This window comes from Stakelama portus, from assembly GCF_003171655.1.
GTDB classification, from domain to species: Bacteria; Pseudomonadota; Alphaproteobacteria; order Sphingomonadales; family Sphingomonadaceae; genus Sphingomonas; species Sphingomonas portus.
Genome location: NZ_QFZL01000002.1, coordinates 193,781 through 219,924, shown reverse-complemented (window position 1 = coordinate 219,924; position 26,144 = coordinate 193,781). Strand labels below are relative to the sequence as shown.

24 protein-coding genes are annotated in these 26,144 nt (G+C 64.0%); 16 read left to right on the top strand and 8 right to left on the bottom strand.

Annotated features, from left to right (window positions below; translation table 11 throughout):
* Positions 1-123 precede the first annotated feature (123 nt).
* Together DKB74_RS06450 and DKB74_RS06445 are read left to right on the top strand one after the other, a co-directional pair.
* Positions 124-858 (top strand): GntR family transcriptional regulator, encoded by a 735-nt coding sequence (locus tag DKB74_RS06450; RefSeq protein WP_109807325.1) that lies wholly within the window; start codon positions 124-126, stop codon positions 856-858.
* Between the two features lie 105 nt (positions 859-963).
* Positions 964-1,845 (top strand): alpha/beta fold hydrolase, encoded by an 882-nt coding sequence (locus DKB74_RS06445; protein ID WP_109807324.1) that lies wholly within the window; start codon positions 964-966, stop codon positions 1,843-1,845.
* A gap of 36 nt (positions 1,846-1,881) precedes the next feature.
* Here the strand turns inward: DKB74_RS06445 and DKB74_RS06440 are convergent, their stop codons facing one another.
* The 8 genes from DKB74_RS06440 to DKB74_RS06405 are packed head-to-tail and all read right to left on the bottom strand — an operon-like array spanning position 1,882 to position 12,082.
* Positions 1,882-2,979 carry a CaiB/BaiF CoA transferase family protein gene (locus DKB74_RS06440; protein ID WP_109807323.1) on the bottom strand — a complete coding sequence of 366 codons (1,098 nt, stop codon included), beginning with the start codon at positions 2,977-2,979 and terminating at the stop codon, positions 1,882-1,884.
* On the bottom strand, positions 2,976-4,406 hold the full coding sequence (locus DKB74_RS06435) for an alpha/beta hydrolase (RefSeq protein WP_109807322.1): 1,431 nt from the start codon (positions 4,404-4,406) through the stop codon (positions 2,976-2,978). Before DKB74_RS06435 ends, DKB74_RS06440 begins: the two co-directional genes overlap by 4 nt.
* A gap of 8 nt (positions 4,407-4,414) precedes the next feature.
* Positions 4,415-5,149: a DUF3108 domain-containing protein gene (locus DKB74_RS06430; RefSeq protein WP_239987407.1), complete on the bottom strand. Its 735-nt coding sequence runs from the start codon at positions 5,147-5,149 to the stop codon at positions 4,415-4,417.
* Positions 5,146-5,508, bottom strand: a complete 363-nt coding sequence (locus DKB74_RS06425) for a hypothetical protein (protein WP_109807321.1) — start codon at positions 5,506-5,508, stop codon at positions 5,146-5,148. Before DKB74_RS06425 ends, DKB74_RS06430 begins: the two co-directional genes overlap by 4 nt.
* Positions 5,505-6,719 (bottom strand): class I SAM-dependent methyltransferase, encoded by a 1,215-nt coding sequence (locus DKB74_RS06420; RefSeq protein ID WP_109807320.1) that lies wholly within the window; start codon positions 6,717-6,719, stop codon positions 5,505-5,507. Before DKB74_RS06420 ends, DKB74_RS06425 begins: the two co-directional genes overlap by 4 nt.
* A 28-nt stretch (positions 6,720-6,747) precedes the next feature.
* A complete protein-coding gene (locus DKB74_RS06415; RefSeq protein ID WP_109807319.1) occupies positions 6,748-8,304 on the bottom strand; it encodes an FAD-binding oxidoreductase in 1,557 nt (518 codons plus the stop codon).
* The gene (locus DKB74_RS06410; protein ID WP_109807318.1) at positions 8,288-9,550 is read right to left on the bottom strand and encodes an MFS transporter; all 1,263 of its coding nucleotides are present in this window, start codon (positions 9,548-9,550) and stop codon (positions 8,288-8,290) included. The genes DKB74_RS06415 and DKB74_RS06410 overlap by 17 nt, the downstream gene beginning before the upstream one ends.
* Positions 9,551-9,571: 21 nt before the next feature.
* Entirely contained in the window at positions 9,572-12,082 is a 2,511-nt protein-coding gene (locus tag DKB74_RS06405) for a TonB-dependent receptor (protein ID WP_109807317.1), read from the bottom strand.
* A 349-nt stretch (positions 12,083-12,431) separates the two neighbouring features.
* On the opposite strand from DKB74_RS06405, the gene DKB74_RS06400 reads away from it, so the two are divergent.
* The 14 genes from DKB74_RS06400 to DKB74_RS06335 are packed head-to-tail and all read left to right on the top strand — an operon-like array spanning position 12,432 to position 26,135.
* Entirely contained in the window at positions 12,432-13,262 is an 831-nt protein-coding gene (locus tag DKB74_RS06400) for an HpcH/HpaI aldolase/citrate lyase family protein (RefSeq protein WP_239987406.1), read from the top strand.
* Positions 13,255-13,764, top strand: coding sequence for a MaoC family dehydratase (locus DKB74_RS06395; RefSeq protein WP_109807315.1), 510 nt, complete (start codon positions 13,255-13,257; stop codon positions 13,762-13,764). Before DKB74_RS06400 ends, DKB74_RS06395 begins: the two co-directional genes overlap by 8 nt.
* Positions 13,751-14,944 carry an acyl-CoA dehydrogenase family protein gene (locus DKB74_RS06390; protein ID WP_109807314.1) on the top strand — a complete coding sequence of 398 codons (1,194 nt, stop codon included), beginning with the start codon at positions 13,751-13,753 and terminating at the stop codon, positions 14,942-14,944. The genes DKB74_RS06395 and DKB74_RS06390 overlap by 14 nt, the downstream gene beginning before the upstream one ends.
* Positions 14,941-16,173 carry a CaiB/BaiF CoA transferase family protein gene (locus DKB74_RS06385; RefSeq protein ID WP_109807313.1) on the top strand — a complete coding sequence of 411 codons (1,233 nt, stop codon included), beginning with the start codon at positions 14,941-14,943 and terminating at the stop codon, positions 16,171-16,173. Before DKB74_RS06390 ends, DKB74_RS06385 begins: the two co-directional genes overlap by 4 nt.
* Positions 16,173-17,267 carry a CaiB/BaiF CoA transferase family protein gene (locus DKB74_RS06380; protein ID WP_109807312.1) on the top strand — a complete coding sequence of 365 codons (1,095 nt, stop codon included), beginning with the start codon at positions 16,173-16,175 and terminating at the stop codon, positions 17,265-17,267. Before DKB74_RS06385 ends, DKB74_RS06380 begins: the two co-directional genes overlap by 1 nt.
* Positions 17,264-18,496 (top strand): MmgE/PrpD family protein, encoded by a 1,233-nt coding sequence (locus DKB74_RS06375; protein WP_109807311.1) that lies wholly within the window; start codon positions 17,264-17,266, stop codon positions 18,494-18,496. Before DKB74_RS06380 ends, DKB74_RS06375 begins: the two co-directional genes overlap by 4 nt.
* Complete coding sequence (locus DKB74_RS06370; protein ID WP_109807310.1) at positions 18,493-19,800, top strand: MmgE/PrpD family protein; 1,308 nt, start codon at positions 18,493-18,495, stop codon at positions 19,798-19,800. The genes DKB74_RS06375 and DKB74_RS06370 overlap by 4 nt, the downstream gene beginning before the upstream one ends.
* Positions 19,800-21,170 carry a phenylacetate--CoA ligase family protein gene (locus DKB74_RS06365; protein ID WP_109807309.1) on the top strand — a complete coding sequence of 457 codons (1,371 nt, stop codon included), beginning with the start codon at positions 19,800-19,802 and terminating at the stop codon, positions 21,168-21,170. Before DKB74_RS06370 ends, DKB74_RS06365 begins: the two co-directional genes overlap by 1 nt.
* The gene (locus DKB74_RS06360; RefSeq protein WP_109807308.1) at positions 21,167-22,504 is read left to right on the top strand and encodes an amidase; all 1,338 of its coding nucleotides are present in this window, start codon (positions 21,167-21,169) and stop codon (positions 22,502-22,504) included. Before DKB74_RS06365 ends, DKB74_RS06360 begins: the two co-directional genes overlap by 4 nt.
* Positions 22,501-22,806 carry an REDY-like protein HapK gene (locus tag DKB74_RS06355; RefSeq protein ID WP_109807307.1) on the top strand — a complete coding sequence of 102 codons (306 nt, stop codon included), beginning with the start codon at positions 22,501-22,503 and terminating at the stop codon, positions 22,804-22,806. The genes DKB74_RS06360 and DKB74_RS06355 overlap by 4 nt, the downstream gene beginning before the upstream one ends.
* On the top strand, positions 22,806-23,603 hold the full coding sequence (locus tag DKB74_RS06350) for an SDR family NAD(P)-dependent oxidoreductase (protein WP_109807306.1): 798 nt from the start codon (positions 22,806-22,808) through the stop codon (positions 23,601-23,603). Before DKB74_RS06355 ends, DKB74_RS06350 begins: the two co-directional genes overlap by 1 nt.
* Positions 23,603-24,484, top strand: coding sequence for a polysaccharide deacetylase family protein (locus tag DKB74_RS06345; protein ID WP_239987405.1), 882 nt, complete (start codon positions 23,603-23,605; stop codon positions 24,482-24,484). Before DKB74_RS06350 ends, DKB74_RS06345 begins: the two co-directional genes overlap by 1 nt.
* The gene (locus DKB74_RS06340) at positions 24,481-25,233 is read left to right on the top strand and encodes an enoyl-CoA hydratase-related protein (protein ID WP_109807305.1); all 753 of its coding nucleotides are present in this window, start codon (positions 24,481-24,483) and stop codon (positions 25,231-25,233) included. Before DKB74_RS06345 ends, DKB74_RS06340 begins: the two co-directional genes overlap by 4 nt.
* The gene (locus DKB74_RS06335) at positions 25,230-26,135 is read left to right on the top strand and encodes a VOC family protein (RefSeq protein ID WP_109807304.1); all 906 of its coding nucleotides are present in this window, start codon (positions 25,230-25,232) and stop codon (positions 26,133-26,135) included. The genes DKB74_RS06340 and DKB74_RS06335 overlap by 4 nt, the downstream gene beginning before the upstream one ends.
* Positions 26,136-26,144: the final 9 nt, after the last annotated feature.

The window sequence follows — 26,144 nt, the reverse complement described above, 5'->3', positions numbered from 1 at the left end:
GAAATACGCGGCTGCATGCTGCTATCGGTTGCCAAGTTGCGCGATTTATAGTTGAGGGACCGCGAGGCCGAAAAACGGTCCTGCTCGCATTTTCTGCGGTAGAGTTTGTCTGGAATCGGGGCGATGATTAAAAGAAAACCGCGTTATCTCGAATTGGCGGACGATGTTCGCGGCAAGATAACGTCCGGACAATTCAAGCCGGGTACCGCATTTCCTACCGAAGCTGAATTGTGCAAGATGTATTCTGTAAGCCGCTATACCGTGCGGGAGGCGTTGCGCAGGCTGCAGAACGAGGATCTGATCGGCCGACGGCGCGGATCGGGCACCGTGGTCAAAAGTTCTGTCAGTCGCGGCGCCAGCCTCAACCAGCCGCTTTCGGACCTTCGCGAAATCCAGCAATATGCGCGCGACACCTCCATCGCTTATGCTGCGCGAGGCGAAGGGCCATTGCCCACGCGCGTTGCGCGGCAGCTGGGTATCGATCCCGGCGCGTGGTGGCGTTTTCGCGGGGTGCGTAAACGCAACGGCGACGAGCAGCCGATCGCGCTGACCGATGCCTTCGTCCACCACGACCTTGGCGATACTGCGGCCGATCTCGATCTCGACGGCGGAGGGACTCTGTTTGCGCAGATCGAGGCAAATACGGGATTACGCGTCGCACGCTTCACACAGGACATCAGCGCAGTGGGCGCAACCGTCACCATGGCGCGCGGGCTCGGCGTGGCGCGGCGCAGTCCGGCGCTCCAGATCCTGCGATGTTATTTCGATCAGGACGACCGGCTTTTCGAAATATCGCTCAGCTATCATCCCGGCGAACGCTTCGTTTATTCGATGCATATGGAAGCCGATCGCGGCTGATCGCGCTCCTGCGGAAAAGGGGTGCGACACGCGGGGGAAAAGCCCTTGTGTCCTAGTGCTGGCCATGCTCATTTGTCCGGACATTTTCGGCTGGGAGTAGCCCGCATGCGGCGGATCGAGAAATTCTACGTCACGCTTGAAGGCGGGCGACAGGTCCATGGACGGATCGCGCGGGGAAGCGGGCCAAAGCCGCCGCTTCTGTGCATTCACCAAAGTCCGATGTCGGGGGCGGTGTTCGAACGATTCCTGGCGAGCATCAGCGACGACCGCACGGCGCTGGCATTCGATACGCCTGGATTCGGCATGTCGGACCGGCCAGCCGCGCCGCCCGCCATTGCCGATTACGCCGCCGATCTGGTGGAAGCGCTCGATATCGCATTGGCGCCCGATCGATTTGACATGTTCGGCTTTCATACCGGATCGATGATCGCGGCGCGCGTCGGCGCAACCTTGCCGGATCGGGCGCGGCGCATTGCCATGATCGGCGCGCCGATCCTGACGCAGGAGGAGCGTGGCGAGCTTGCCGCGCTCTATCACCCGCCTGTGCCGGATTTCGATGGCGCGTTCCTGCAGGCGCGCTGGCGTTCCTTCGTGCATCATCACCGTAGGCCCGGTGTAACGAGCGAAGCGCTGTACGAAGCGTTTCGCGAGGCGCTGATGGGCGGCATGGACGGATGGTGGGGCCATCGTGCGGCCTTTGCCGAGAATTTCGAGGAAGCGCTTGCTGCCTGCCGCGGGCCGGTGCTGGTGTTGAAGACCGGCGACGACCTCGAAGGTCCGACCGCGCGGGCGCAGGGCCGCTGGCCGCATGTGGTGGTGGCCGACGTGCCGGGATGGGGGCATGGTTTTCTTGATTTCGACGCCGCTTGTGCGGCCCAGCTGATCGAACGCTTTCTGGACGCGCGCGAAGATGGCGTGTCCGTTCCGCCGCTTCCCGCGTCCAGCCAGGGGCCACGCTATCCGGGGAAACCCATGCCGACCGACTGACAGGGGAGGCGGCCGGCGAACCGGCCGCCTTTCCGGTTACGCGTCGGGTTGGCTGGCAAGCGTGGCAGGGCGCACCATCCGGCGACCGCCCATCATGATCGGAAGTCCGGGCAGTTTCGTTTGTTCGCCGTTGGTCAGCGTCACGTCTTCAAGTGCGCCTGCCTGCATTTGCGGATCGTCGAACAGGTCTTCGGGACGCGTGATCGGAGCAAAGGGGATGCCGCTGCCCTCCAGCTTGGTCACCAGCTCGTCCCGAGTGAATTTCCCCACGACCTCGCGGATACGCGGCAGCAGTTCCTCGCGCGCCATCACGCGCGCGTTGTTGCGCCGCAAACGTTCGTCGGCCCAAAGCTCCTCGAGCCCGAACAGCGCACAGAACTTCTCCCACAGCCCGTCGCTGACCACGCCCAGGAAAACCGGATCATCGCGCGTTTCGAACACGTCATAGATCGCCCAGGCCGACAGCCGAGCGGGCATGGGCGCGGCGGGACTGCCCGTCGCGGCGAACTGCGCCATATGCTGACCGACAAGATAGGCAGTCGTTTCGAACAGCGAGGCCTGCACCATCTGACCGTAGCCGGTGCGGTGGCGCTCCTCCACCGCGGCGAGAATGGCGATCACGCCAAACATGCCGCCCGTCACATCGATGACGGAAGAACCGGCGCGCAGCGGCCTGCCCGGCGGACCGGTCATATAGGCCAGGCCGCCCATCATCTGCGCCACTTCATCCAGCGCGGTACGATTTTCATAGGGACCGGGCAAAAATCCCTTGAGCGAGCAATAGATCAGCCCGGGATTGTCCTTTGAGAGCGCGTCATAGCCAAGGCCGAGCCGGTCGAGCGCGCCCGGGCGAAAATTCTCGATGACGATATCGGCCTGCTGCGTGAGCGCGAGCGCCTGATTTTTGCCGTCGTCGGATTTGAGGTCGAGGACGACCGAATCCTTGTGCCGGTTATACATCGGGAAATAGCCTGCGCCGGATCCCAGGAGGCGCCGTGTCGGATCGCCGCCGGGCGGCTCGATACGCGTGACCTGCGCGCCCAGCGAAGCGAGAATCGCTCCCGCCGATGGCCCCATGACCATATGCGTGAACTCGACGATCCGGAGATTGGCTAGCGGCAGCGATGCTATCATTGTCGGTCCTCTGGCGCCGCGGACGCGGGCATATCAATTGGAGTGATGGGCGCATCGCCGGCCGGCCGCGCATAGAGCGCGTCGTGCCAGCTGCGCGCCGCGCGCGCACGCAACAGCGCGCGCTGTGCGATGGCGAGGCGCTTGGGGGATAATTCCTCAGGCGCGAATTGGCGCGCATGTCCGGTGCTGGCGGCATACCAGGGCTCGAACATCACCTGTGCCCGCACAACCTGCCAGCCGGTTTGCAGATAATGGCCGAACCGGTCCGGGGTCAGATCGGGAAACAGGCGTTCGCTTTCGCCGATGGCGGGGCGGGGCCATGCGATGTGCCGCGCGCCCAGCTTTCCGGCGGCAGCTTCCAGAACCTTGCGCCAGGCGGCGAAATCGCCGGGGCGCAGGCCGTTCCAGTCGTCCGACAGGCCGTGGCCGGGCGGGTCGATGCGGAGCGCGCCGCCGGTCAGTTCCACTGCCATGCCCGGCGCGGCGATGTGCGCGCAATCGAACGGGCCGCCAGCGTCGCTCTGCCAATGGATCAGCCCGTCGAAGTCCGCAGTGTCAACGCGGACAAATCCGCGATCGGGCATCGGACGGACGGGGGGTGGGACGGGCGCGGGGTGCCGGTCGAGCCATGCGATGCTCTGTTGCTGATGCTCGGCAGGGGTGGCGACCTTGCGCGCGGTCCAGCTGGCGGGAAGCCGGGTCAGGCGGTCGATATGATCCTGAAGCGGATCGCCGTCATAGGCAGTGACCAGAAGCGGGGTTTCATAGCCATGGTCGGGATCGCCGAGGCGGGGTGCGCGCAGCACGGCGCCATAGCCGGTGCGATAGGCGTCGCCCGAATCGAGCATCTCGCGGACCACTGCATCGACGCGCACCGGATCGTCATGCGCGACGCTGAGCGCCGCGCCCGGTTCGGTCTGGTACCAGGGGAAGAACCATGTCTGTTCGAGAATGCGGTTCCACAGCCAGGTCAGATGTTCGCCAAAGTCGCTGGGCCGGAACGGAGGAAGATATTTCTGCGAGAAGGCCTTTGCCTCATCCTCGGTCCATAGTGCGTAGCCGCCGATCGCGACTGCCGTAAAGCGTTGCGCATGGCGGCGTAGCGTGTTGGCAAGGATGATTCCGCCCGAATGAAAGCCATAGGCCGCCGTTCGATGCAGGCCGATGGCATCGCAAAAGCCGATCAGCGCGTCGGAGAAATCGTCGATGTCGGCATCGGCATCGGGAAGCGGGTCGGAATGGCCAAAGCCGGCGGTGTCCGGGGCGATGCAGCAATGGGTCTTGCCCCATTCGCGCATCAATCCTTCATATTCGGCGGAGCTTCGCGGGCTTTGATGTACCATCAGCACCGCCGGGCCAGCGCCGCAGCGACGATAATGCACCATCCGACCCGCCACCTCCACGAAATGGCGTGTGATTTCGGTCATGCCAGGACTTAACGCTCCAGCTCGACCAGCTCGTACCAGGTCTGCATATAGCCGCCGACGCCGCCCTGCACGAAGATGCTGTCCTCGTCCGCAGTCACCCACAGATCATAATGGGGGTGCGTCGTGCCGCCCATTCCGGCTTCGGATTCGTCGACGAAACGGAAATGGCGGCAAGCGAAGGTCCCGGCTGCGACCGTCACGGTTTCCTCGCCGACATATTCCAGGTGGATTCGCACCTCCACTGCCATCGGCGGCGTCGCACCGCGATGGTCGGGCGAGGGGAGATAGCAACGCAGCTCGCGCTTGTGCGGGCCTTTTGAAATATCCATGCAGCGTGTGTTGAACGCATCGGCAACGATGGGATGGGTTCCCATCAGGTCAATCGCCCCTTCGAAACGAGTCGTCTGCGATACGCGCCCGATGCTGGGGCCATAGCTTTCGCATTCGATCGTGCCACCTGCGGCGTCATGCGTCAGGTTGAACCAGCCCGATCCCATGAAACGATCCCCGACGGTCAGGTCGACATGCAGGTTGCGCGGTCGCCCGTCCGCGCCGATCGCATAGGTTACATCGCGCAATACGGTGGGGTCCGGTTCCTCGATCTCGCATTGTGCGCGCAGGATGACCGAGCCATCGCCATGATGGGTGAACGAGAACCATTCGCGTCCCCGTTCCTGATCCATCCTTTCGGGCTTTTTCGACGTATAGCGGATTTTCCCGCGTACCGAGCGATGCTGCATCATGATGCCATCAAATCCTTGCCGATCTCATCGAGCGGGCGCTCATCGACCTTCATCGCTTCGACCGCTTGCTGAACGCCGCGCATGACGCGCGCGATATAGGCGCGCGTGGCGATCCCGCGTTCTTCGGCCTCTGACTGGTCCGGCCGCCAGTTTTCGATCTCTTCGCGGCTGACGATGCCCTTGGCTTCGAGCAGCCGTTCCAGCGTGTCGCCGCGCTGGCGCTGCACCGAAAGCTCCGCCGTCAGTGCAGTCACCATGGTCAGCAAAAGGTCGGTGGCGGGATCCTCGAAATAATCGGGTCGTTTGCCTTTTGCCCGCCGTGCCGCGAGCCGGATCCAGTCGAGTTCGTGATCGCTCACGCTGCGTCTCCTTTTGTCTGCATGTTTTTCCAGGCGCCATAACCGTGCCAATAGGCGCGGCGCCCATGGTCTTCGGCGCCGTCCCTGGCCTGCGGGAACACGTCGGTATCGACGACGGCGCGCGCGCTGGTGGTGAACAGCTCGTCTGCGCTGAAGCCCGCGCGGATCATCTCCTCCTTCATGTCGAGCCCATGCATCGCCGACCAGAAGGGTTCGTTGTTGTTGAACGCATCCCAGTCGCGCAGAAACTGCTCGAACAGGGGCATTTCGTCCGAATATTCGGGCTGTTCGAGGTTGAGCATCAGCCCGCCCGGCGCCAGAACGCGGTGCGCTTCGCTCAGGATGCGGCGCAGCGAGCCGGCCGAAAGTTCGTGCAGGAACATGGTCGTCTGCACCCAGTCGAACGCGCCATCGGCATAGGCCGAAAGATCCTCGGCGTTCATTTGCCGGAACTGGATGTTCCTCGCCCCCAGCGCCTGCGCCCGGGCATGGCCATAGCGCAACGAAGCCGCGGCGGTGTCGATCGCGATCACTTCGGCGTCGGGAAAGGCCAGCGCCAGCGGGACGGCGTTGTGACCGATCGTCGAACCGATATCGAGGATGCGGCGCGGCGACCAGTCCGGCCGTTCGCGGCGCGCCCATTCGACCAGCGCCTGTCCGCCACCGTCCGACAGCGCGCCCAGCGCGCCCGCAGTGGTGGCAAAGAGGCCGCTGTCATAGTTGGCACCCGCCGATACGTCGCCGGGCCGCTCCTCGCCGTGATAGCTGCCCGGCATGCAGTGAATGTCGACGACCGACTGATAGCTGGGCACTTCGACCGACGGGTCGAGTACCAGCGTGTCGCGGCCCTCGTTGAACTGACGCGCGCGCGCATCGAGCTCGTCGATCTGGCGCAGCACCGCCTGGCGACCATTATGCTGGCGAATCTCCATCGAACTGCGCTTCAGCGCCGACCAGAAACGGTGGAAGGGATCGGCGTTCATCGCATCGCGGACTTCGAGGCGGTCTTTGGGTTCGCGACCGTGGCTTTCCCGGAAGGAAGGCAGCACGCGCTTTTCATAGGCAAGGGCGTTGCCTTCTCCCAGCGTGCCGGAAAGGTAGCGATTGAAACCGGCGAGGAAATCGAAGCGTGCCGCCTCGTCATGGCTGACATCGGGGAAAACCGCGTGCCGCTCGACCGCGGTATAGGGTGGTGGGACATTGATGGTCATGGCTGTCCTTTCCTGATCGATGGGCGCGTTACAGACGCAGTGCGCCGGGGTTCATGAGATTATGGGGATCGAGATCGCGCTTGATGGCACGGACAAGCTCCAGCGCTTCGGGTGCGATACGCTCCGAATAGGGATAGGATCGGCCAATCTGCAGATGCGCAGCGCCGAACCTGCCCAGAATTTCGAGAACCCCTTTGCGCAGTTTTTCGACCAGCGCCCGGGCTTCGGGATTGGGCGGAAAATCGGTCAGCTTGGCGCGATGTTCGGGCGTGAGATAGCGGCGGTGGAAATCCTCCATCGCGTCGGGCCAGAAGAACACCGGTTCCATCAGGAAGGCCGTGGTGCCGCAGGTGAGAAACAGATAGCCCGCGCCGATCTGGAGCCTTTCCATGTCTTCGGCGTGCGATTCATAATAGGCAATGATCGCCTCAAGCGCGGGCAGGACCGTGCTGTGCCGCAGGATGCCGTGCGTGGGCACCCAGCGTTCGCCATTCGGCCCGACGATCGAGTTGACATCGGGGAAGGGGGACGACCGCATGATCTTGGGGATCGTATTGTCGGTCTTCGTTCCGCCGTTCGCCAGTGCGATCTGTTCGATCCGCGCCATATCGGCGCTGGCGGCGGCGTCGTTGCGCCCCTCTGCGATCAGGTGCAGCGAGAAGCTGGCCGCGTCGAGGAAATTGCGCCCGGCGCTGACGACTTTTGCACCTTCCCTGATCCCCTTCCAGAAGCCGCCTTGCGACTTCATCATGCCCAGCAACGCCTTGGCATCCTTGGCCAGGCTTTCGCGCCGCATGCGCTGCGCCTGGAGGAACGGGTCGAACCCGAATATCTCGGTCGCGATCTGCTCGCGGGAGATCTGGCTGGCCGCGGCGAGGAAGCCTTCGACCTTGGCGAAGCTGAAGCTGCCATAGGCCAGCGCTTTCGCTTCGGGTATCAGCGGAAGGGTGACTCGCGCCTTGATACCCAGCGCGCCGCTGTCGGCACTGAAGATTCCAGTGAGGTCGGGGCCATAGGGGCGCATCGTCGCATTGCCCGTGGTCAGCAGCGTGCCGTTCGCCAGCACGATGTCATAGCTCATCGGCGTCTGCGCGATCGGCCCACGTCCGCCGCCCCAGAAGACGCCATTCTGGCTCATCCCGCCGCCGATCTGTGCATAGGTGCCCGAAAGCGTGCCCCAGGCCGGAACGCGCAGGCCCAGCGGATGCAGCGCTTCGTACAGCGTCTGCCACGTACAGCCTGCCTCGACCACGACATGCATGTCTTCGCGGTTGATCGACACGATCCGGTCAAGCCCGCCCATGTCGATGCTGATGAAACCCTGCGCGTCGCCCAGATAGCCGGACGTATAGCTCATGCCCCCGCCACGCGGCACGACGGCAAGGCCCGCAGCGGTGGCGGCGCCCACGCCGCTCGCCAGCATCTCGACGCTGGTGGGGCGGAAAACGGCAAGCGGCTTTTCGCCTATCGTGAAGACGTCCTGCCCGTGTAGCGCAAGCGTCGTCTCATCCAGGACGAGCGCATCGCCGCCGACCGCTTCGCGAACGGAATCGAGGGGGTTTTGCGTATCAGCGCGGGTTGCCATCGGTCTCTCCGAAAATGGGATATTTGCCAAGGCCCAGCAGCAGCAGGCCGGCCGTCGCGAACATGAAGATCGCGGCAAGAAACATGAGGTCGTAATTGCCGGTCGCGTCGCGCACCGCGCCATAGAAGATGGGCGAGGCACCCGAACCGATACCGAAGGGAAGGTAGAGCATGCCGTAGATGCGGCCGTAATGCTTCATGCCGAAATAGCGCGCCGCCAGAAACGCGACGATGTCCGATTCGGCGCCTGCTGCAAAGCCCAGCAGGAAGCCGCCGGCCATCAGCATCGAAAGCGGCGTTTCGGTGCCCATCAGCAGGAAGCAGGCAAAGGACGGAAGCAACAGCGAAGCGCAGGCGACGCCCGGCGCCCACAGCTTGTCGAACAACAGCCCGACAATGACGCGCCCGCCCAGGATGCCCAGCGCGATGATCCCCAGAACCGACGCCGCATCGATCGGTGTATAGCCGTGGAGAGCCACCACTTGCGCCATGTGAATATGGGCGCCGCCATAGGCGAGTGCGGCCAGCAGGATGGAGCCGATCAACAGCCAGAAGCGCCGACCGCGAACCGCTTCCTTCAGCGTAACGCCGGTAAAGACCTGTGCCTTTTCCTCTTCGCCTCCAACCAGCTCTTCGGGCCGGGGGGTGCGAAACCAGAGCAGCGAGAGCGGCAACGCCACCAGCAGCGGCAGCAACGCCGCGACGGGGAATGCCGATCGCCAGCCAAATGCCTCGATCGCGCGGGTGACGACCTGTGGCACCACAAAGGCGGCAAGGCTGGTGCCCAGCAACATGATGCCGAGCGCCAGTCCGCGATTGCGCACGAACCACATTGAAACCGCCCGGCTCCAGGTGACCGGCGTCGAACCGATGGCGATCAGGCCGAGCACGGCCCATGCCGCCCACCAGGCGTAGATGTTGCTCGGCACGAAATAGAATGCAGCGAATACCGCAGCGAATGCGAATAGCGAGATCAGCGCGACCGGACGCACGCCGTGACGGTCGGACAGGCTGCCGATAACCGGTGCCAGCAGCGATGCGATCACGCTGAAGATCGTCAGTCCGACGCTGATCGTCGCAAAGTCCCAGCCCAGCTCGTCATGGATGGGACCCATGACGAGCGGGAGGACATTGAAGGGCACAGGCGATGCGCCGAACGCCGTCCCCGCAAGGGAAGCTACGAGCACCTTCCATCCGGCCGAGAATTCAAGATAGCTGCCGGATTGGTGAAAGCGTGCCCGAGTCATGATTGTGATCACCCCGCTGGATCAGAAATTGTAACGCAGCTTGGCCAGGAACGTGCGGGGCGGGTTGAGGTAGTTGTAGCCCAGATAGGTCTGGATCGCTTCCTCATCGAGGCAGTTGCTGCACGTTACCGAAAACGCCCATGCATGGTTCGGCCCGTTCAGCGTCAGCCCGGCGTTCAGCAGCCAGGAAGCCTTGGAGAAGGCACCGACAAGGAAGTCGCCATTGCCATAGGCGTTGATCGGGAAGCTGCCGTTCGTGCCCGACACCGGATCGCTGTAATAGCTGGTGTTCGCCGACTGTACCTGCATCTCCGAACGGTAGCTGGCGTTGACGGTCGGCACGAGCGTGAAATCGCCGATCTCAAGATCGTAGCTGCCGCCCATCGACACCGTCCAGTCCGGGGTGCGGACGGGTTCGGCGATATCGCCCGAAGGCGTCACGATGCCCGCGCCGCAAACCGACGTGGTGCCCGGTCCTCCGCCGACATTACCGGCTGCCAGCAGGGCAAGGCATGCGGCCTGCTGCGCAGCGACCGACTGGGTCCCGTATTCGTCGAATTCGGGGGCATTGCGGTCGATGATGTACTTGTCGTTGGAATAGCCGCCGTTGACATAGAGATTCAGGCCACGGACCGGCTCGAACGCCAGCTCCAGCTCCACCCCGCGGTTGCGGTAATCGGCGAAGTTGCGCGTGATATAGGTGATGGTGCCATTCGGATTTACCAGACCCGCGGGGGTCTGCAGATCGCTGACGTCCATCCAGAAAAGCGTGACGTTGGCGCGGACGCGGTTGTTCAGGAACTGCGTCTTTGCGCCCATTTCATAGTTCCACACCTTTTCCGGGCCAAAGGGCAGGGCAGCCGCAGGGTTGCTGACGCGAGCGGCCCAACCACCCGACTTGAAGCCGCGCGTGGCGCTGACATAGAGGTGGACATCGTCGTTCACATCGTAATTGACCACGAAGCGCGGCGTCCAGACCTTGGAATTCAGCTTGGTCGGGATCGGCACGCCGTTCGCAGCGATCATATTCTGCGTGTTCAGGCAGTTTGGCGTGTTTTGCGCGATGCACGCATCGCGAAGATCGGTGAAGCTGATTTTCTTGGTTTCGTCGGTGTAGCGCAGGCCTGCGGTCAGCTTGAGCGCCGGGGTGACGTTGAAGTCGGCCTGGGCATAGCCTGCGATCGCCTCGGTCGAATTGCGCAGGATGCGGTCGGCCAGCAGCAGCACCGTGCTCGACGACACGGTATAGATGTCGGCATAATCGGTCTTGGCATCTTCCCGGATGTAATAGACGCCTGCCGAATAATCGATGAAGCCGTTCGCCAGCGAGCCGTCGAACTTCACTTCCTGGCTGAACTGGTCGGCATAGCCGTTGTTCACATAGACGAAACCGCCGGTGTCATAGCCGGTGACCGCGGGCGTCGGGTTCGTCATCGACGGTGCGGCGCGGCCATCGTAGAAGTCGAGGCCATATTGCTGTGCCTGACGAACATAGCCGGTGATCAGGCTGACCGTGACATCCGGCGAAAGGTCGATCGCCAGGTTCGACGAGATGATGTGGCTCTGCGTGTAGTTGCCCTGCAGATAATTGGCCTTCTCACCCGAGATGTCGAGCATGGGGAAATTGGTGGTGTCGCCCACCCGGCCGGTGCGATAGCCGCTGCTGTAGAAGCGCCCCTTGCAATTGCTGGGGTTATAGGGGTCGCAGGGAAAGTTCAGGACGTTGGTCCCGTTCGCTTCGATATAGGAATAGGCTCCGTTCCAGCGGACGCTGTCCGAAAGCTCGCCGCGAATGGCAAGGCGCGCACCCCAGCCGTCGTCGTCGTTGAGCCGCTCGCCCGTTTTCGTGTTGCGGGCATAGCCGTCGTCATCCTGGTAATAACCGCTGATGCGTACGGCCAGCGTGTCGGCCAGGGGCAGATTGATCGAGCCGCGCGCGACCTTCTTGTGGAACGAACCGTAGCCGACTTCGCCATACCCATCGATTGCGTCGAATTCGGGCCGGCGCATCACCACGTTGATCGCGCCGCCCGTGGTGTTGCGGCCGAAAAGCGTGCCCTGGGGACCGCGCAGCACTTCGACGCGATCCACGTCGAACAGCGCCAGATTATTGGCGTTCTGGCGGCTGAGATAGATGTCATCGACATAGACGCCGACCGGTGGATCGAAGGTGGCGATGGATTCGGTGTTGCCCAGACCGCGGATGTAGAAGCTGTTCGACGAACCGAGCCCGGTGTTGCCGTTGGCAACCATGTTCGGGATTGATTGCGCCAGTTCCAGCGTGTTGGTGATGCCGCGCTCCGCAAGCGTCTCGCCCGAGAAGGCGGACACGGCAATGGGAACGTCCTGCAGGCTTTCTTCGCGGCGCTGCGCCGTCACCACGATGACACCCATGCCCGATTGTTCGTCGGATTGGTTCGCAGCGGAATCCTGATCCTGGCCATTTGTCGCTGTCGAGGCGGTGGCGCCGTCCTGAGATTGGGCGAGGGCGGGCTGCGAGGCCAAGGCGGCGGCCACAAGGGCCGTGGTCATCAGTAAACGCTGCTTCATGTTGGTCCCTTTGTCTCGAAGAATGTGCCGGACGCGATACAAGGCTGCTATATTTGTCTGGACAAAGATCCACTTTTGAAGATCGCTGTCAACCGCTAAAATGGCACCTATATTTTAAAAACTCGCACCGGGCATGTTTTGCGCGATCGCTGCAAAATGCCCGGAAATCGCCAGATTTTACGCATTATGCCCGGAATATGGGCCGCAATATGAAATTTTATAACAAGTATGCGTAATTAAATTTTTTGATGCCGTATCGCTGATTGGCGCTTGACCCATGCGCATTGTCCGGACATTTAATTCCCATCGAAATCGGTTTGGAGCCAATATTTTGTCCATTCGGTTCAGCTCAATGCTGTTCGCGCCCGCCGGACGGCCCGATCGGGTCGTCAAGGCGCTGGCAGGCGATGCAGGCATAGTCTGCGCCGATTGCGAGGACTCGGTTCCCGCCGAATCAAAGGGTGAGGCGCGCACTGCGCTGGCCGCGCTGCTTGATTCCCATCCCACGGATCGGCTGGCGTTTCGTATCAATGCGCTGACAACGGGCGAGGGTATCCGCGACCTGGCGGTCTGGTCCGGCACCGATCTGACTGGCCGGACCGTGTTCGTGCCAAAGGTCGAGAGCGCGCAGGAAATCCGCATCTGTGCGGCATCGCTTCCCGGAACATCGCTGATCCCGCTGATCGAAACGCCGCGCGGGCTCGCCGCGGCGTATGAAATCGCTGCACAGGCGCAAGTGAGCGCGGTGATGTTCGGCGGAGGCGACATGTCGGCGGAGCTGAATGTCGAGCTGGCCTGGGAGCCGCTTCTTTACGCCCGCAACGCACTGCTGATGGCGTGCGCGCGTGCCGGCAAGTCCGCGATCGACGTTCCGTTCATCGCGCTGGATGACGATGCCGGATTGGAAACCGAATGTGCCCGCGCCGCCGCGCTGGGCTTTGCCGCCAAGGCGGCGATTCACCCGCGACAGATTGCCGCGATCGAAGCGGCCTTTGCGCCGGACGATGCGCGAGTCGAACTGGCACGCGCCGCGATCGAGGCGTTCGACGCGGCGGGCGGCAGGGCGGTCCGTTTTCGCGGAACCATGCTGGAGGAGCCCGTCATGCGCTCCCACCGCCGCGTCATAGAGAAATTGCAATCCAGGAGGCAGACCGATGCGTGAAGGCGCTAGGAAGATATCCGAAAATCGCTACCGCGAGACTTTCGGCCGCAACTATGAGGATTTCGTCGTCGGCGATGTCTATGAACATCGCCCGGGTCGTACGATCACCGACGCTGACAATGTGTGGTTCACGCTGCTGACCATGAACACGCACCCGGCGCATTTCGATTACGAATTCGCCAAGAAGACCGAATTCGGCAAGCCGTTGGTGTGCTCGCCGCTGACCGTGGCGATGATGGTCGGGATGAGCGTGTCGGATCTGAGCCAGAAGGCCGTGGCGAACCTGGGCTGGACCGACATCCGTATGACCCATCCGATGTTCCCCGGCGACACGCTTTATGCCGAAAGCGAAGTTCTCGAAAAGCGCGAATCCGGGTCGCGACCCGAACAGGGGATCGTCACGGTGCGGACCACCGGGCGCAACCAGCATGGCGATGTCGTATGCACGTTCAACCGGACGATGCTCATCTGGAAGCGGGGGTGTGGCAATGTCGACGATTGAGCGGGCAAGTCCTGCGGAAAAACCGACGCGCACGATCGCACCGGACGAGGAAGCCGCCCTGCTCGAAATGATCGGCAAGTGGGTCGAGCGTGAGGTCAAGCCGGTGGTCGTCGCGCATGACCATGAGGATAAATGGCCCGAAAAGCTGGTTGACCAGATGGCCGAACTCGGCCTTTTCGGTGCGACCATTTCCCAGGAATATGGCGGGCTGGGTTTGCCGGCCAGCACCTATGCCAAGATCGTGTCGCTGATCGCGGCCCATTGGATGGCGATCACCGGCATCTTCAATTCGCACCTGATGCTGGGCGCCGCGATCGAACGGTTCGGCACCGAGGCGCAGAAGCGCGAATGGCTGCCGCGGCTGGCCAGCGGTGAAGTCCGCGGCGGGCTGGCGTTGACCGAACCCAATGCCGGCACCGATTTGCAGGCGATCCGGACCACGGCGCGCCGCGACGGCGATGATTATGTCATCAACGGCACCAAGACATGGATCACCAACGGCATCCACGGGTCGTGCTTTGCGCTTCTGGTCAAGACCGACGTAAACGCCGATCCGCGCTATCGGGGTATGAGCCTGTTCATCGCCCCGCGCGGCGATGGGTTTACCGTCGGCAAGAAGATCAAGAAGCTCGGCTATAAGGCGATCGATTCTGCGGAACTTGTGTTCGATGACTATCGCATTCCCGCTGCCAACCTGATCGGTGGCGAGGAAGGGCAGGGATTCCTCCAGGCGACTGGCGGGCTGGAACTGGGCCGCATCAATGTCGCCGCACGCGGGGTCGGACTGGCCGAAGGATCGCTGCACCTGGCAACCGAATATGCCAAGGTCCGCGAAACGATGGGACGCCCGATCGCGCAGCACCAGGCGATCCAGTTGAAGCTGGGCGAGATGGTAACGCGCGCGCGCGCTGCCCGCCTGCTGACCCTGGATGCCGCCGCGGCGTACGACCGGGGCGAGCGCTGCGACATGGAAGCGGGCATGGCCAAATATTTCGCCTCCGAAGCCGCCGTGCGCAATTCGGAAGAGGCGATGCGCATCTTCGGTGGCTACGCCTATTCGACCGAATATGAGATCGAGCGTTTTTACCGCGATGCTTTGCTGATGTGTATCGGCGAAGGCACCAACGAGATGCAGCGTATCATCATTTCCAAACAGTGGGTCGGACGGAATCGGGCATGACGGCAGCACAGCAGCAAGGGCAGCAGCAACGTTCGGACTCGCGAGCGCTTCCGCTCAGCGGCGTTCGCATTCTGACGCTGGAGCAATATGGCGCCGCGCCATATGGCACGCTGTTCCTTGCTCAGCTGGGCGCAGAGGTCATCAAGATCGAGCCGCCCCGGGGGGGCGATACGGCGCGGGCGATGGGCCCGCATTTCACGCGCGAGGGCGAAAGCCTGTTTTTCCAGACCTTCAACGCCAACAAGCGTTCGATCACGCTCGACATCCGCGAATCCGAAGGGCGCCAGGTCTTCGAACGGCTGGTGAAGAGCGCCGATGCAGTAGCCAATAATCTTCGCGGCGACCTCGCTGCGAAGCTGCGCGTGACGCATGCCGACCTGGCGGGGGTAAACCCCGCGATCGTCTGTGCGCATCTTTCCGCCTATGGCCGCGACAATGAACGCGCGGCATGGCCGGGCTATGACTATCTGATGCAGGCCGAGGCCGGCTTTATGTCGGTCACCGGCGAACCCGATGCGCCGCCCACGCGCTTCGGGCTTTCGGTCGTGGACTTCATGACCGGCATGATGATGGCGACGGGCCTGGTGTCGGCGCTGCTCATGGCGCGGGAGACGGGCAAGGGCAGCGATGTCGATGTGGACCTGCTCTCGGCTGCAGTGCATCAGACCAGCTATCCGGCGGTCTGGTATCTCAATGCCGGGGCGACGACGGGGCGCACCGCGCACTCGGGCCACCCCTCCGTCACGCCAAGCCAGCTTTACCCGACGGCGGACGGCCATATCTTCATCATGGCGCAGCTGCCGAAATTCTGGGACCGGCTGATCGCGATCATCGGCCGTCCCGACCTGGCCCAGGACCCGCGCTTTGCCGCGCCGGCTGCGCGTACGGAAAATCGCGACGCGCTCAACGCCGAGCTCAACGCCGCGCTGCAACAGCGTACCACCGCACAATGGCTGGAAGAGATGCAGGGCCAGCTGCCCGTATCGCCGGTCCACGATCTGGCCGGTGCGCTCGACAGCCCGTTCCTGCGCACCACCGGGATGATCGCGCAGGCATCGGTATCGCCGGACGAGACGCTGGCGCTGCTGGCCAACCCGATCCGGATCGATGGTGCCCGGCTGCCGGTCAGCGCCGGTCCGCGGCTGGGTCAGGACAGCGACACGCTGCTGGCCGAGTTGGGCTTTGACCGGGAACAGGTCGCGAAGCTGCGCAAGGCGGGCATCGTTTGATGGCCAAGCTTTCGGGAATCACCGTCGTCGATTGTTCGCAGTTCCTGCCGGGGCCGATGCTGACGCAGATGATGGCCGATCACGGGGCGCAGGTTTGCAAGATCGAACCGATCGCCGGCGATCCGGTGCGCCAGATGGAACCGGTGGAAAACGGCCATTCGGTCTGGTTTCGCAACGTCAATCGCGGCAAATCGGCACGCGCGCTTGATCTGAAATCCGAACCGGGCAAGGCGGCGTTATGGGCGCTTCTCGAAACCGCTGATGTCTTTGTCGAAGGGTTCCGCCCCGGCGTGATGGAGCGTCTGGGTTTTGGCTATCAAACCGTGGCGCAGCGGTGTCCGCGACTGGTATATTGCTCGATCAGCGCTTTCGGGCAGAACGGTCCGCTGTCGCATCACCCCGCGCATGACCTGGTCGTGCAGGCGCTGGCAGGGTTCATCTCGGTCAACGATGTCGCCGACGGTGCGCCCGCCGTGCCCGGCGTTCCATCGGCCGACATGGCGGCTTCGCTGAACGGTCTGTCGGCGGTCCTGATGGCGCTGATCGGAAGAGAGCGCAGCGGGCGCGGCGACTATCTGGACATTGCGATGTTCGACAGCCTGTTGCCCTGGTGCGTCCATGTCGCGGGGGAAGCGATTGCGGGCGGTGCGGCGCCGGTCGGCGCGCAGCAGCGTTCGCTCGGCGGCGCGGCGCTCTATCAGGTGTATGAAACCTCCGATCGACGATATATCGTGCTGGGAGGGCGTGAGGAGAAATTCGCGCGCAACCTGTTCACGGCGCTCGACCGCCCCGATCTGGTCGCAATCGCCTGTGGCCCGGCGGGCGAGGCGCAAACCCCTGCGATCGACTTCCTGCGCGCCACTTTCCGCACGCGCACCCGCGATGAATGGTCGGATTGGTTCAGCGGGCGCGACATTGCCTTCGCCCCGGTGCTGGACTTTGCCGAGGCGCTGCAATCGCCTCAGGTCGCCGCGCGCGGTCTTTGGCGGCAACAGGGCGGGGCGCATCATATCGCGCCTTCGTTCCGCTTCGCAGATGAGGATAACGCGCTTTCCGAGCCGCCGGCGCTGGGCGGGAGTGCTGCGCGCGCATGACGGGCGCATCGCTTACCCGGCGGCTTGCCCGCACGCTGCGGCGCCCGGTCTGCGTCGAGGATCGCCAGCGTGCGCGGATTCATCTGCTCGACTGGATGGGGTGCGTCGCCGGGGCAAGTGATGCCCCCGTGGCAGCGCACATTCCCATGCAGGAAGATGCGCTGGAGCGTGCGTCCTGGCTCGGCAATGTGCTGGAGATGGACGACATTCACCGTATGTCGATCCTGCACCCCGGTCCCGTCATATGGCCGGCTGCGCTCTCCCGGCCCGGTTGTTCACTTGAGCAGGCGCTGGATGCCGCGATTTCGGGGTATCAGGCGATGATCGCGGTCGGCTGTTGCTTCGATGCGCGGCATTATGCGTTTTACCATACCACTGCGACGGCAGGCGTTTTCGGGGCGGCAGTCGCTGCTGCGATGCTGAACGGAGCGGATGAAGACGCGCTGACCTCTGCGATGGGACTCGCCGGTTCGATGTCCGGGGGGCTCTGGCGCATGCGGCATGAGGATTGCGACGCCAAACAGTTCCATGTCGCCCGCGCGGCGGCGAACGGCATGGCGGCGGCTGCCGCCGCGCTGTCGGGCGTGCGCGGCCCCGAATATATTCTGGAAGGCGAACAGGGGCTGTTCGCGGCGACCTGCGCCAATCCCCGCCCGATGCCGCTTGAGGATCGCTGGACGATCCATGATGTCAGCATCAAGCCATGGGCAGCCTGCCGTCACGCGCACCCCAGCATCGACGCGGCGCTGCGCCTGCGCGAGCAAGGGCCGCTCGACGGCCCGATCGAGGTCCGCACCTATGCCGACGCGATTCGCTTTTGCGACCGGCCCGATCCGGTGACTGTCCTCGATGCGAAATTTTCGCTGCAGCATGCGGTGGCGCTGATCGCCGAGCGCGGTGCGGTTCAGCTCGACGATTTCGGACCGGAAGCGATCCGCGCACTGGCGCCGGTGCGTGCGCGCATTTCGGTTGTGGAGGATCCTGCGCTGAGCGCCGCCTATCCCGAACATTATGGTGCCAGCATCCGCTGCGGCGGGCGCAGCGCGGTCGTCATGGATACGCTGGGCGATCCCGACAACCCGCTGGACGATGCTGGCTGCATTGCGAAATTCGCCGCGCTTGCCCGCTGGGGCGGGTGCGACGATCCGCTGATCGATGCGGGTCTGAGCGCGGCGCTGGAGGGCGATGACATTCGCGCCATTCACGACTGGCTGGGGAATCTCGCGTGACGCCGACCGAACGCATTCTGGAATTTGCCGCTGCGCACCACGCGCTCGACCCGAACACCCGCGATGCCGCAACGCGGCTGCTGCGCGATACGCTGGCGGTCGGTGCGGCGGGCGCGACGGCGCATGGCGCGGCAGGCGTGCGCCGCGCAGCGGCAGGGTGGGGCACAGGCGACGACGCGCGCCTGTTGGGCTGCGACGACCGGCTGCCCGCACCCGCCGCGGCTTTCGTCAACGCGTTCCAGATCCACTGTCTTGAATGGGATGCGGTGCACGAAGGGGCGGTGGTGCATGCGATGTCCGTGGTCACCGCTGCGCTGGGCGCCGTGATCGACCGGCGCGGTGGCGACGATACCGAAGCCGCGCTGCAGGCGCTGTGCGTCGGAGTCGAAGTCGCCTGCCTGCTGGGCGTCGCATCGACATCGGCGCTGACTTTCTTTCGTCCCGCAACCGCAGGCTGTATGGGTGCTGCGCTGGCATTGGCGCGGATCGAGGGGCTGGATCCGGAACGCTACGGCGATGTGCTGGGTCTGGCGCAATCCTTTTGCGCGGGCACGATGCAGGCGCATGTCGAGGGATCGGTCGCGTTGCCCCTGCAGGTCGCCAATGCTGCGCGCGCGGCGGTTACCGCGCTCGACCTTGTCAAGGCCGGGCTGACGGGTCCGCACGACAGCCTGGAGGGGCCGTTCGGCTATTTCCCGCTGTTCGATCGCGGGGAACTGGCCCCCTTTGTCGGCGCTCTGGGTTCGACATGGCGCATTGCCGAAATCAGCACCAAGCCGTTTCCTTCCGGTCGGGCCAGCCACGCGATATTGGGTGCGCTGCTCGAGCTTCGCAAGGAAGGGATCGGTAGCGCCGACATCGAATCCATGCGGGCGGTGGTCCCGCCGCTGATTGCGCGGCTGGTAGCACGGGATCCTTCGCCCGACATGAGCGTCGCCTCGGCGCAATTGTGCCTGCCGCTACTGGCCGCGCTGATGCTGCGCGACGGGCGGATCGACCCGCGGATGATGGTGCCCGAAACCTTTGGCGATCCCGCGCTGCTGGAAACGGCCGCCCGGCTGCGCGTCGATACCGATGACATGTTGGGGCCCAACGCCTTGTCGCCGCAGGTTCTGACCGTGACTCTGCGCGGCGGTGAGGAGCGGCGCATCATGATCGCGCACGCGCCCGGTTCCCCCGAACAGGCCATGAGCAGTGCGATGGACGATGCGAAGATCGCGCTGGTCCGCGAACTTGCGCCTCCAGGAACGTGCGATGCGATCCTGGCCGACCCGATTGCCCATTTCTGCACGCCGGAGTTGTGATGCGTTTCCCCACCTATCTCGAGGCGCTGGACAGCGCCAAACTTCTAGAGCTTTACCCGGTCGGCGCCGAATTTACCGCGCGCTATACCGCGATGAGCCGCGACGAATTGTTCGCGCGTCAGGATGCCCAGTTCCGGAAGCTGATGCGGCGCGGATGGGAAATTCCGTTTTACCAGAGGCTGTGGGGCGAGAAGGGGATCGAACCGGGCGACATTGACGGGCTTCGCGACATCGAGAAGCTGCCCGTTTACGGCAAGCAGGACATCATGGCCTCGATCGCCGCACATCCGCCGTTCGGCGATTTCGCCGGACTTGGCGGCGATGACCGGCCGCCGGTGGTATTTCACACCACGTCGGGCACGACCGGGCGGCCGCAACCGCTGATGTTCGGGCCCGTCGGGCGCGAGGTGCCCAACCTCCTCGCCGGGCGAATGTACCGTTGGCAGGGGCTGCGCACCGAGGATGTGGTGCAGTCTGTCTATGGCCACGGCATGATCAATGGCGGGCACTATATCCGCGAGGTATTTACCCACTATACCAATTCGATCTTCCTGTCGGCCGGCACCGGCATCGAAACCCGATCGGCGCAGCAGGTCCGGCTGATGGCCGATTTCGGGACCAGCGTGCTGGTCGGCTTTACCGACTATCTGCGCAAGCTCGCCAAAGTGGCCGTCGAAGAAGGGCTGATGGACCGGATCAATGTGCGCATGATCAGCGCGCATCTGGGCAGCGAGGATCGCAAGATCATCGAAGACGCATGGGGCGGGGCAAAGGCCTATGACTGGTATGGCGTCGGCGATACCGGCGCCATCGCGGGCGAGGGGCCGGACCGCAACGGGCTCTATGTCTGGGAAGATGCCCAGTTTCTGGAGATTCTGGATATCGACACCGGCGCACCGGTTGCGCCGGGCGAGACGGGCGACATGGTCGTCACCTGCCTGTTCAAGAACGATATCGCGCCGTGCATCCGCTTTAACACGCACGACATCACCCAGGAGCTGGTCGGCCCCAGCGATACCGGGATGGTGTTCCGCCGTATCGCCGGGTTCAAGGGGCGCAGCGACAATATGGTCAAGCTGCGCGGCATCAATGTGTTTCCGCACGCGATCGGCGCGCTGATCGACGGGGCGAGGGAACTGACCGGCGAATATGTCTGTATTGCGCGCCGCGATGAAACCAGCGGTCGCGAGGAGCTGGTCGTCCGGCTGGAAAGCGCTGGGGGATCGGATGCGGACCAGCTGGCTGCGCTGCTGCGGCAGGGGCTGGGCGTCGACGTCACGCTCGAACTGGTAGCGGTGGGCGCGACGGCTGCGCAGACGCAGGTCGATGTCCGGCAAAAGCCGATCCGGCTTATCGACGAGCGCAAATGACAGCCGAGGCCCGGTCTTTGGTTTCGGCGGCGGATTCGCGCTACGATACGGTTTCGCGCTGGCTTGCGCGCTTTGCCGATGGCTCGGCAACGCCTGTCGATCATGTCGCCGCGTGCCGCGCCGCCGCGTGCGACCATGCCGCGATCCATGCCGTGGCCGAAGCCGACTGGGATGCCGCGGAAAGCGCCGCGCGCGAGGCCGAAATACGCTGGCGGCGCGGCGAGGCCCGACCGCTCGAGGGCATTGTCTTCGGCGTTAAATCCAATATCGCGCTGCGTGGTTTCCGCTGGTCGGCGGGGATTGCCGGCCGCACCCGGCGCGCCGCACAGGACGCCGAAATCGTCGCTCGCCTGCGCGACGCAGGCGCCATCGCGCTTGGCACGCTGTCCATGCACGAAGGCGCATTGGGCGCAACGGGCTGGAACGAGGCGTTTGGCATCGGCGCCAACGCGCATGATCCGGGCCGCACCCCCGGCGGATCGAGCGGCGGCAGCGGCGCAGCGGTGGCGGCAGGCATCTGCGCTTTTGCGCTGGGGACCGATACGATGGGATCGGTGCGCATACCGGCGGCCTATAACGGCGTGTTCGGGCTGAAGCCGGGGCACGGACTGCTCTGCGATCACGGCATTTTTCCGCTGTTGCGGGAATGGGACTGTGCCGGCCCCCTTGCGCGATCGGCGGCGTGTATCGATGCGGTGATGGCAGTGCTCGACCCGCACTGGTCCGCCGCCGGCGCCGAAACGGAAAAACAATGGCGTCCGCTCGTGCTCGAAGATCTGGGCGGGGTCAGCACGGAACCGGCAGTGATCGCTGCGTTCGAACGCGCGCTGGCATGTTTTCCTCCTGCTCCGCAAACGGTGGCGCTGCCACCGCTGCACGATGTGCGTTTCGCGGGGTTTCTTCGCTGCGCAGAGGCGCTGGAAAGTGAACTGGCGCAATCCGACGGGCGTGCTGGCATATCGGCGGCACTGGCCGCCACGCTGGACCATGCGCGCGGCCGCGTCGCCGACAATGCACTGCTGGCGGAAACAGCGCGTCGGCTGACAGCGGCGATCGGCGATGACGGCGTGTTGATCATGCCGACTGCACCCCAGGCCGCTTTTCCGCTGCGCCAGCATGGGCCAGCCAACCAGGCCGATTTCACTTGCCTGGCCAATATCGGGGGCTTTCCGGCCATTTCGTTTCCTGCGGGCCGCAGCGACGCTGGCATGCCGGTCGCCGTCCAGCTGGTCGGCCCGCGCGGCAGCGAACTCCCGCTCGTCGCGATGGCTCAAAGGCTGGAAGCCAGCCTGCAGGGCTATCGTGCTCCCGTCATGAAAGGACTGACGTCATGAAGATCATCGTTTTGTTCAACCTGAAGCCGGGCGTTTCGGCACAGGAGTACGAAGCGTGGGCGCGTGAATTCGACATTCCGGGCGCGAACGGGCTCGATTCGGTGGAATCCTTCACCGTGCACCGCGCCACCGGCCTGTTCGGCAGCGATGCACCGTCCCCCTATGACTATATCGAGCTGCTCGACATCACGGAGATGGACCCGTTCGTCGCGGAAGTCAGCGCCGAAGCGTTTCAGGCGATCGCAGCGCGCTTCGCCGACTTCGCCGACAATCCGCAGTTCATTCTGACCGAGGCGCTGTGATGGGCAGCCTGTCCGGCAAGGTCGCCGTCGTCACGGGCGCGGGAAGGGCCGGCGGACTGGGTGCCGCGATCCTGACGCGCTTCGCCCAGGAAGGCGCCGACTGCGTGCTGTCCGACCGTGAGATCGGCGACGAGGCGATGGCCACGATCGCGGCGCTGGAACGCAAAGGCGTTCGCGCCCGCGCGATTGCATGCGACGTATCGGACCCCGTTGCCGCCGCCGCGCTGATCGAACAGGCCGAGGCAGAACTGGGCCGCAGCGACATCCTGGTGAACAATGCCGGGATCGGTTTCATGATGAAGCCGTTGCTCGATGTCGATCCGGCCGACTGGGACATGGTGCTCAAGGTCAACCTGTCGGGCGCATTCTACATGACGCAGGCCGCTGGCCGCGCGATGAAGCGTCGCGGCGAAGGCGGGCGCATCATCAATATCGCCAGTCAGGCCGCCAAGACCGCCGTGCCGCATCTGGCGGGCTATGTCGCGTCAAAGCATGGCATGATCGGTCTGACACGCGCTGCGGCGCTCGAACTCGGGCCGCTGGGGATCACCGTCAACGCGGTCTGCCCCAACCATGTCACCACTCCGCTGGGGGCACAGCAAAACGCCTATTATTCGCGCCTCCTCGGCTTTGAATCGGTCGAGGCATATCTGGCCAACATGTCGGCGAAAAACCCGATGGGGCGGCCGGGCCTGGGTTCCGACACGGCGGCGGCCTGCGCCTTTCTGGCGAGCGAGGACGCTTTCTACATCAACGGCGAAGCGCTCAATGTTTCCGGCGGCGAGGAGATGCACTGATGGATTTTCCCGGAATGGACCTGCCGCAGATGGATCTGCCCGCAGGAAAGCGCGTCGCATTGTCGATCGTCGTGAATGTCGAGGAAGGTTCCGAGATGAGCGTTGCGCGCGGCGACGCCGGAATGGAGCCGGTCGACGAACTGGCCGTGTTCATCAAGGGGCCGCTTCGCAATTACGGCAATGAATCCAACTATCGCTATGGCATCAATGCAGGCGCGCCGCGCGTGCTGGCCCTGTTGGCCGAACATGGCGTTCCGGCGAGCTGGACAGTCGCGGCGCAGGCGCTTGAGCAATGTCCCGATCTGGCAAGGGCGATTGTCTCGCTGGGCCATGAACCCGTCAGCCACGGCCTGCGATGGGTGCATCAGTTCAAGATGGATGAAGCGGAAGAACGCGCCTTTATCCGGGGCGCCGCCGAATCCATCGAACGCACCACCGGCATCCGCCCGCGCGGCTGGCTGAGCCGATATATGCTCACCGACAATACCCGCCGCCTCCTCATCGAGGAGGGGTTCGCATATCATATGGACGACTATTCGAACGATATTCCGTTTTGGGATCGGGATACGGTGGCGGGATCGCCGATCGTCGTCATGCCGTATCAGGTCGACACCAACGATATGAAGATGTGGGTGTCCCAGTCCTATACCCCGCGCCAGTGGCTGGAATATGCGATCGACGCGCTCGATCATATGCGCGCCGAAGGCACTCCCGGCCGGGGCGGCATGATGTCGCTGGGCCTGCATCTTCGGATTATCGGGCGTCCGGGGCGGTTCTGGGCGCTGGCGAAGTTCATGGAACATGTCGCTGCCTGTGACGACGTCTGGATCGCCACTCGCGGCCAGATTCGTGACCGTTTCGCGCAGCAGGTTCCTGCATGACGCTTTCGCTTTCGATCCATGACGCGGTTGCCACGATAGCGATCGACCGAAGCGAAAAGCGCAACGCCTTCACTCGCGAGATGTGGGAAGCGCTGCCGCGGCTGATCGCCCAGGCTCAGGACAGCGCCGACGCGCGCATGCTGGTGCTGCGCTCTGCCGCGGGCGGTGCATTCAGCGCCGGTGCGGATATCGGCGAATTCGCGCAGAATGCGGCGGACCGCGACTGGCTCGATGCCAACCAGCGCGCGATTGCACAGGCACAGAAGGCACTGTCGCGCTGTCCGCTTCCCACCGTGGCAATGGTCGAAGGCGACTGTTTTGGCGGCGGCTGCGGGCTGGCCATAGCCTGCGACCTGCGCGTCGCGGGCAGCGCGTCGCGATTTGCGATCACCCCGGCGCGGCTTGGCCTCGTCTATTCGCTGCATGATACCAAATTGCTCGTCGATCTGGTCGGGCCAGCACAGGCGAAGCGCATCCTGTTCACTGCCCAGCCGGTCGATGCCGCCGAAGCATTTCGGATCGGGCTGGTCGACGTGCTGGACGACAGGCCGGACGTGCTGATCGCGCCGATCACTGCCAATTCCTCGCATTCGATAGCAGCGAGCAAGGCGATCATTCGCCGCATCCTCGACGGTCAGGCCGATGACGACACGCGCACCGAAGCGATGTTCGCCGAAGCCTTCGACAAACCCGATTTCGCAGAGGGCGTCGCTGCGTTCCTCGCCCGTCGCAAGCCGGAGTTCAAATGACATCCTTCACTACCCATGGTCGCATCCTTGGCGTGACAGCGACCGTTCCCGCGCTTGATGCGGCGCTGGCCGATTATGGCGAAGCGCTGGGACTGGAGATCGTCGAAACCGGAACGGTCGACAGCGCTCTGGCCGCAGCCTGGGGCGCCCCCGCCGTCGCCGGCGCAAAGCAGGCGGTGCTGATGCCGCGAAGCGGGCTGCCATCGGGGGTCAGACTGATCGAACAGCCGTTGGTCGCGGGGTTCAGGCCGGTCACCACCTATGGCTGGGCGGCATTCGAAATCACTGTGCAGGACGTTTTCGGCTGGCCCGATCGGCTGGCCGGAAGCGCATTCGACATCATCGGCCCGCCCAAGGAAATTCCGGGGCTTCCCTATTTCGTCGCCATGCAGATGCTGGGCCGGGGCCAGGAGATGATTTATCTGAACGAAGTGCGTGAGGACACGCCCACTTCCGACCTGCCTCGCGCGGCATCGCCGGTCGATCACCCTTTTATCGTCATACTGGCCGCACCCGACCGCGCCAGGGCGCTGGCCTGGTACGAACGCATCCTCTCGTTCGAAGAGGGCGGCACCTATACGATCCCGTATACCATGATCAATCGCGCCTTCGATCTGGGCGCCGACCATATGACAACGCTCAGCATGGCCCAGGTGGGGCGCATGCCCGTTGTCGAGATCGACGATTATCCCGCCGCAGCCACGTCGCGCGCGGCGCATGACGGAGCGCTGCCGCCGGGCAATGCGCTGGTGACGCTGGCGGTCGACAGTCTCGATGCGCTGGACATCGCCTTCATCACTGCGCCCGCGCGCCGCGAGGGTCGTCTTTACGACGGCAGGCGCAGCGCGACTGCCATCGGCCCGGCCGGAGAGCTGCTCGAGCTGATCGAGATCGCGCCATGACAGGAGACA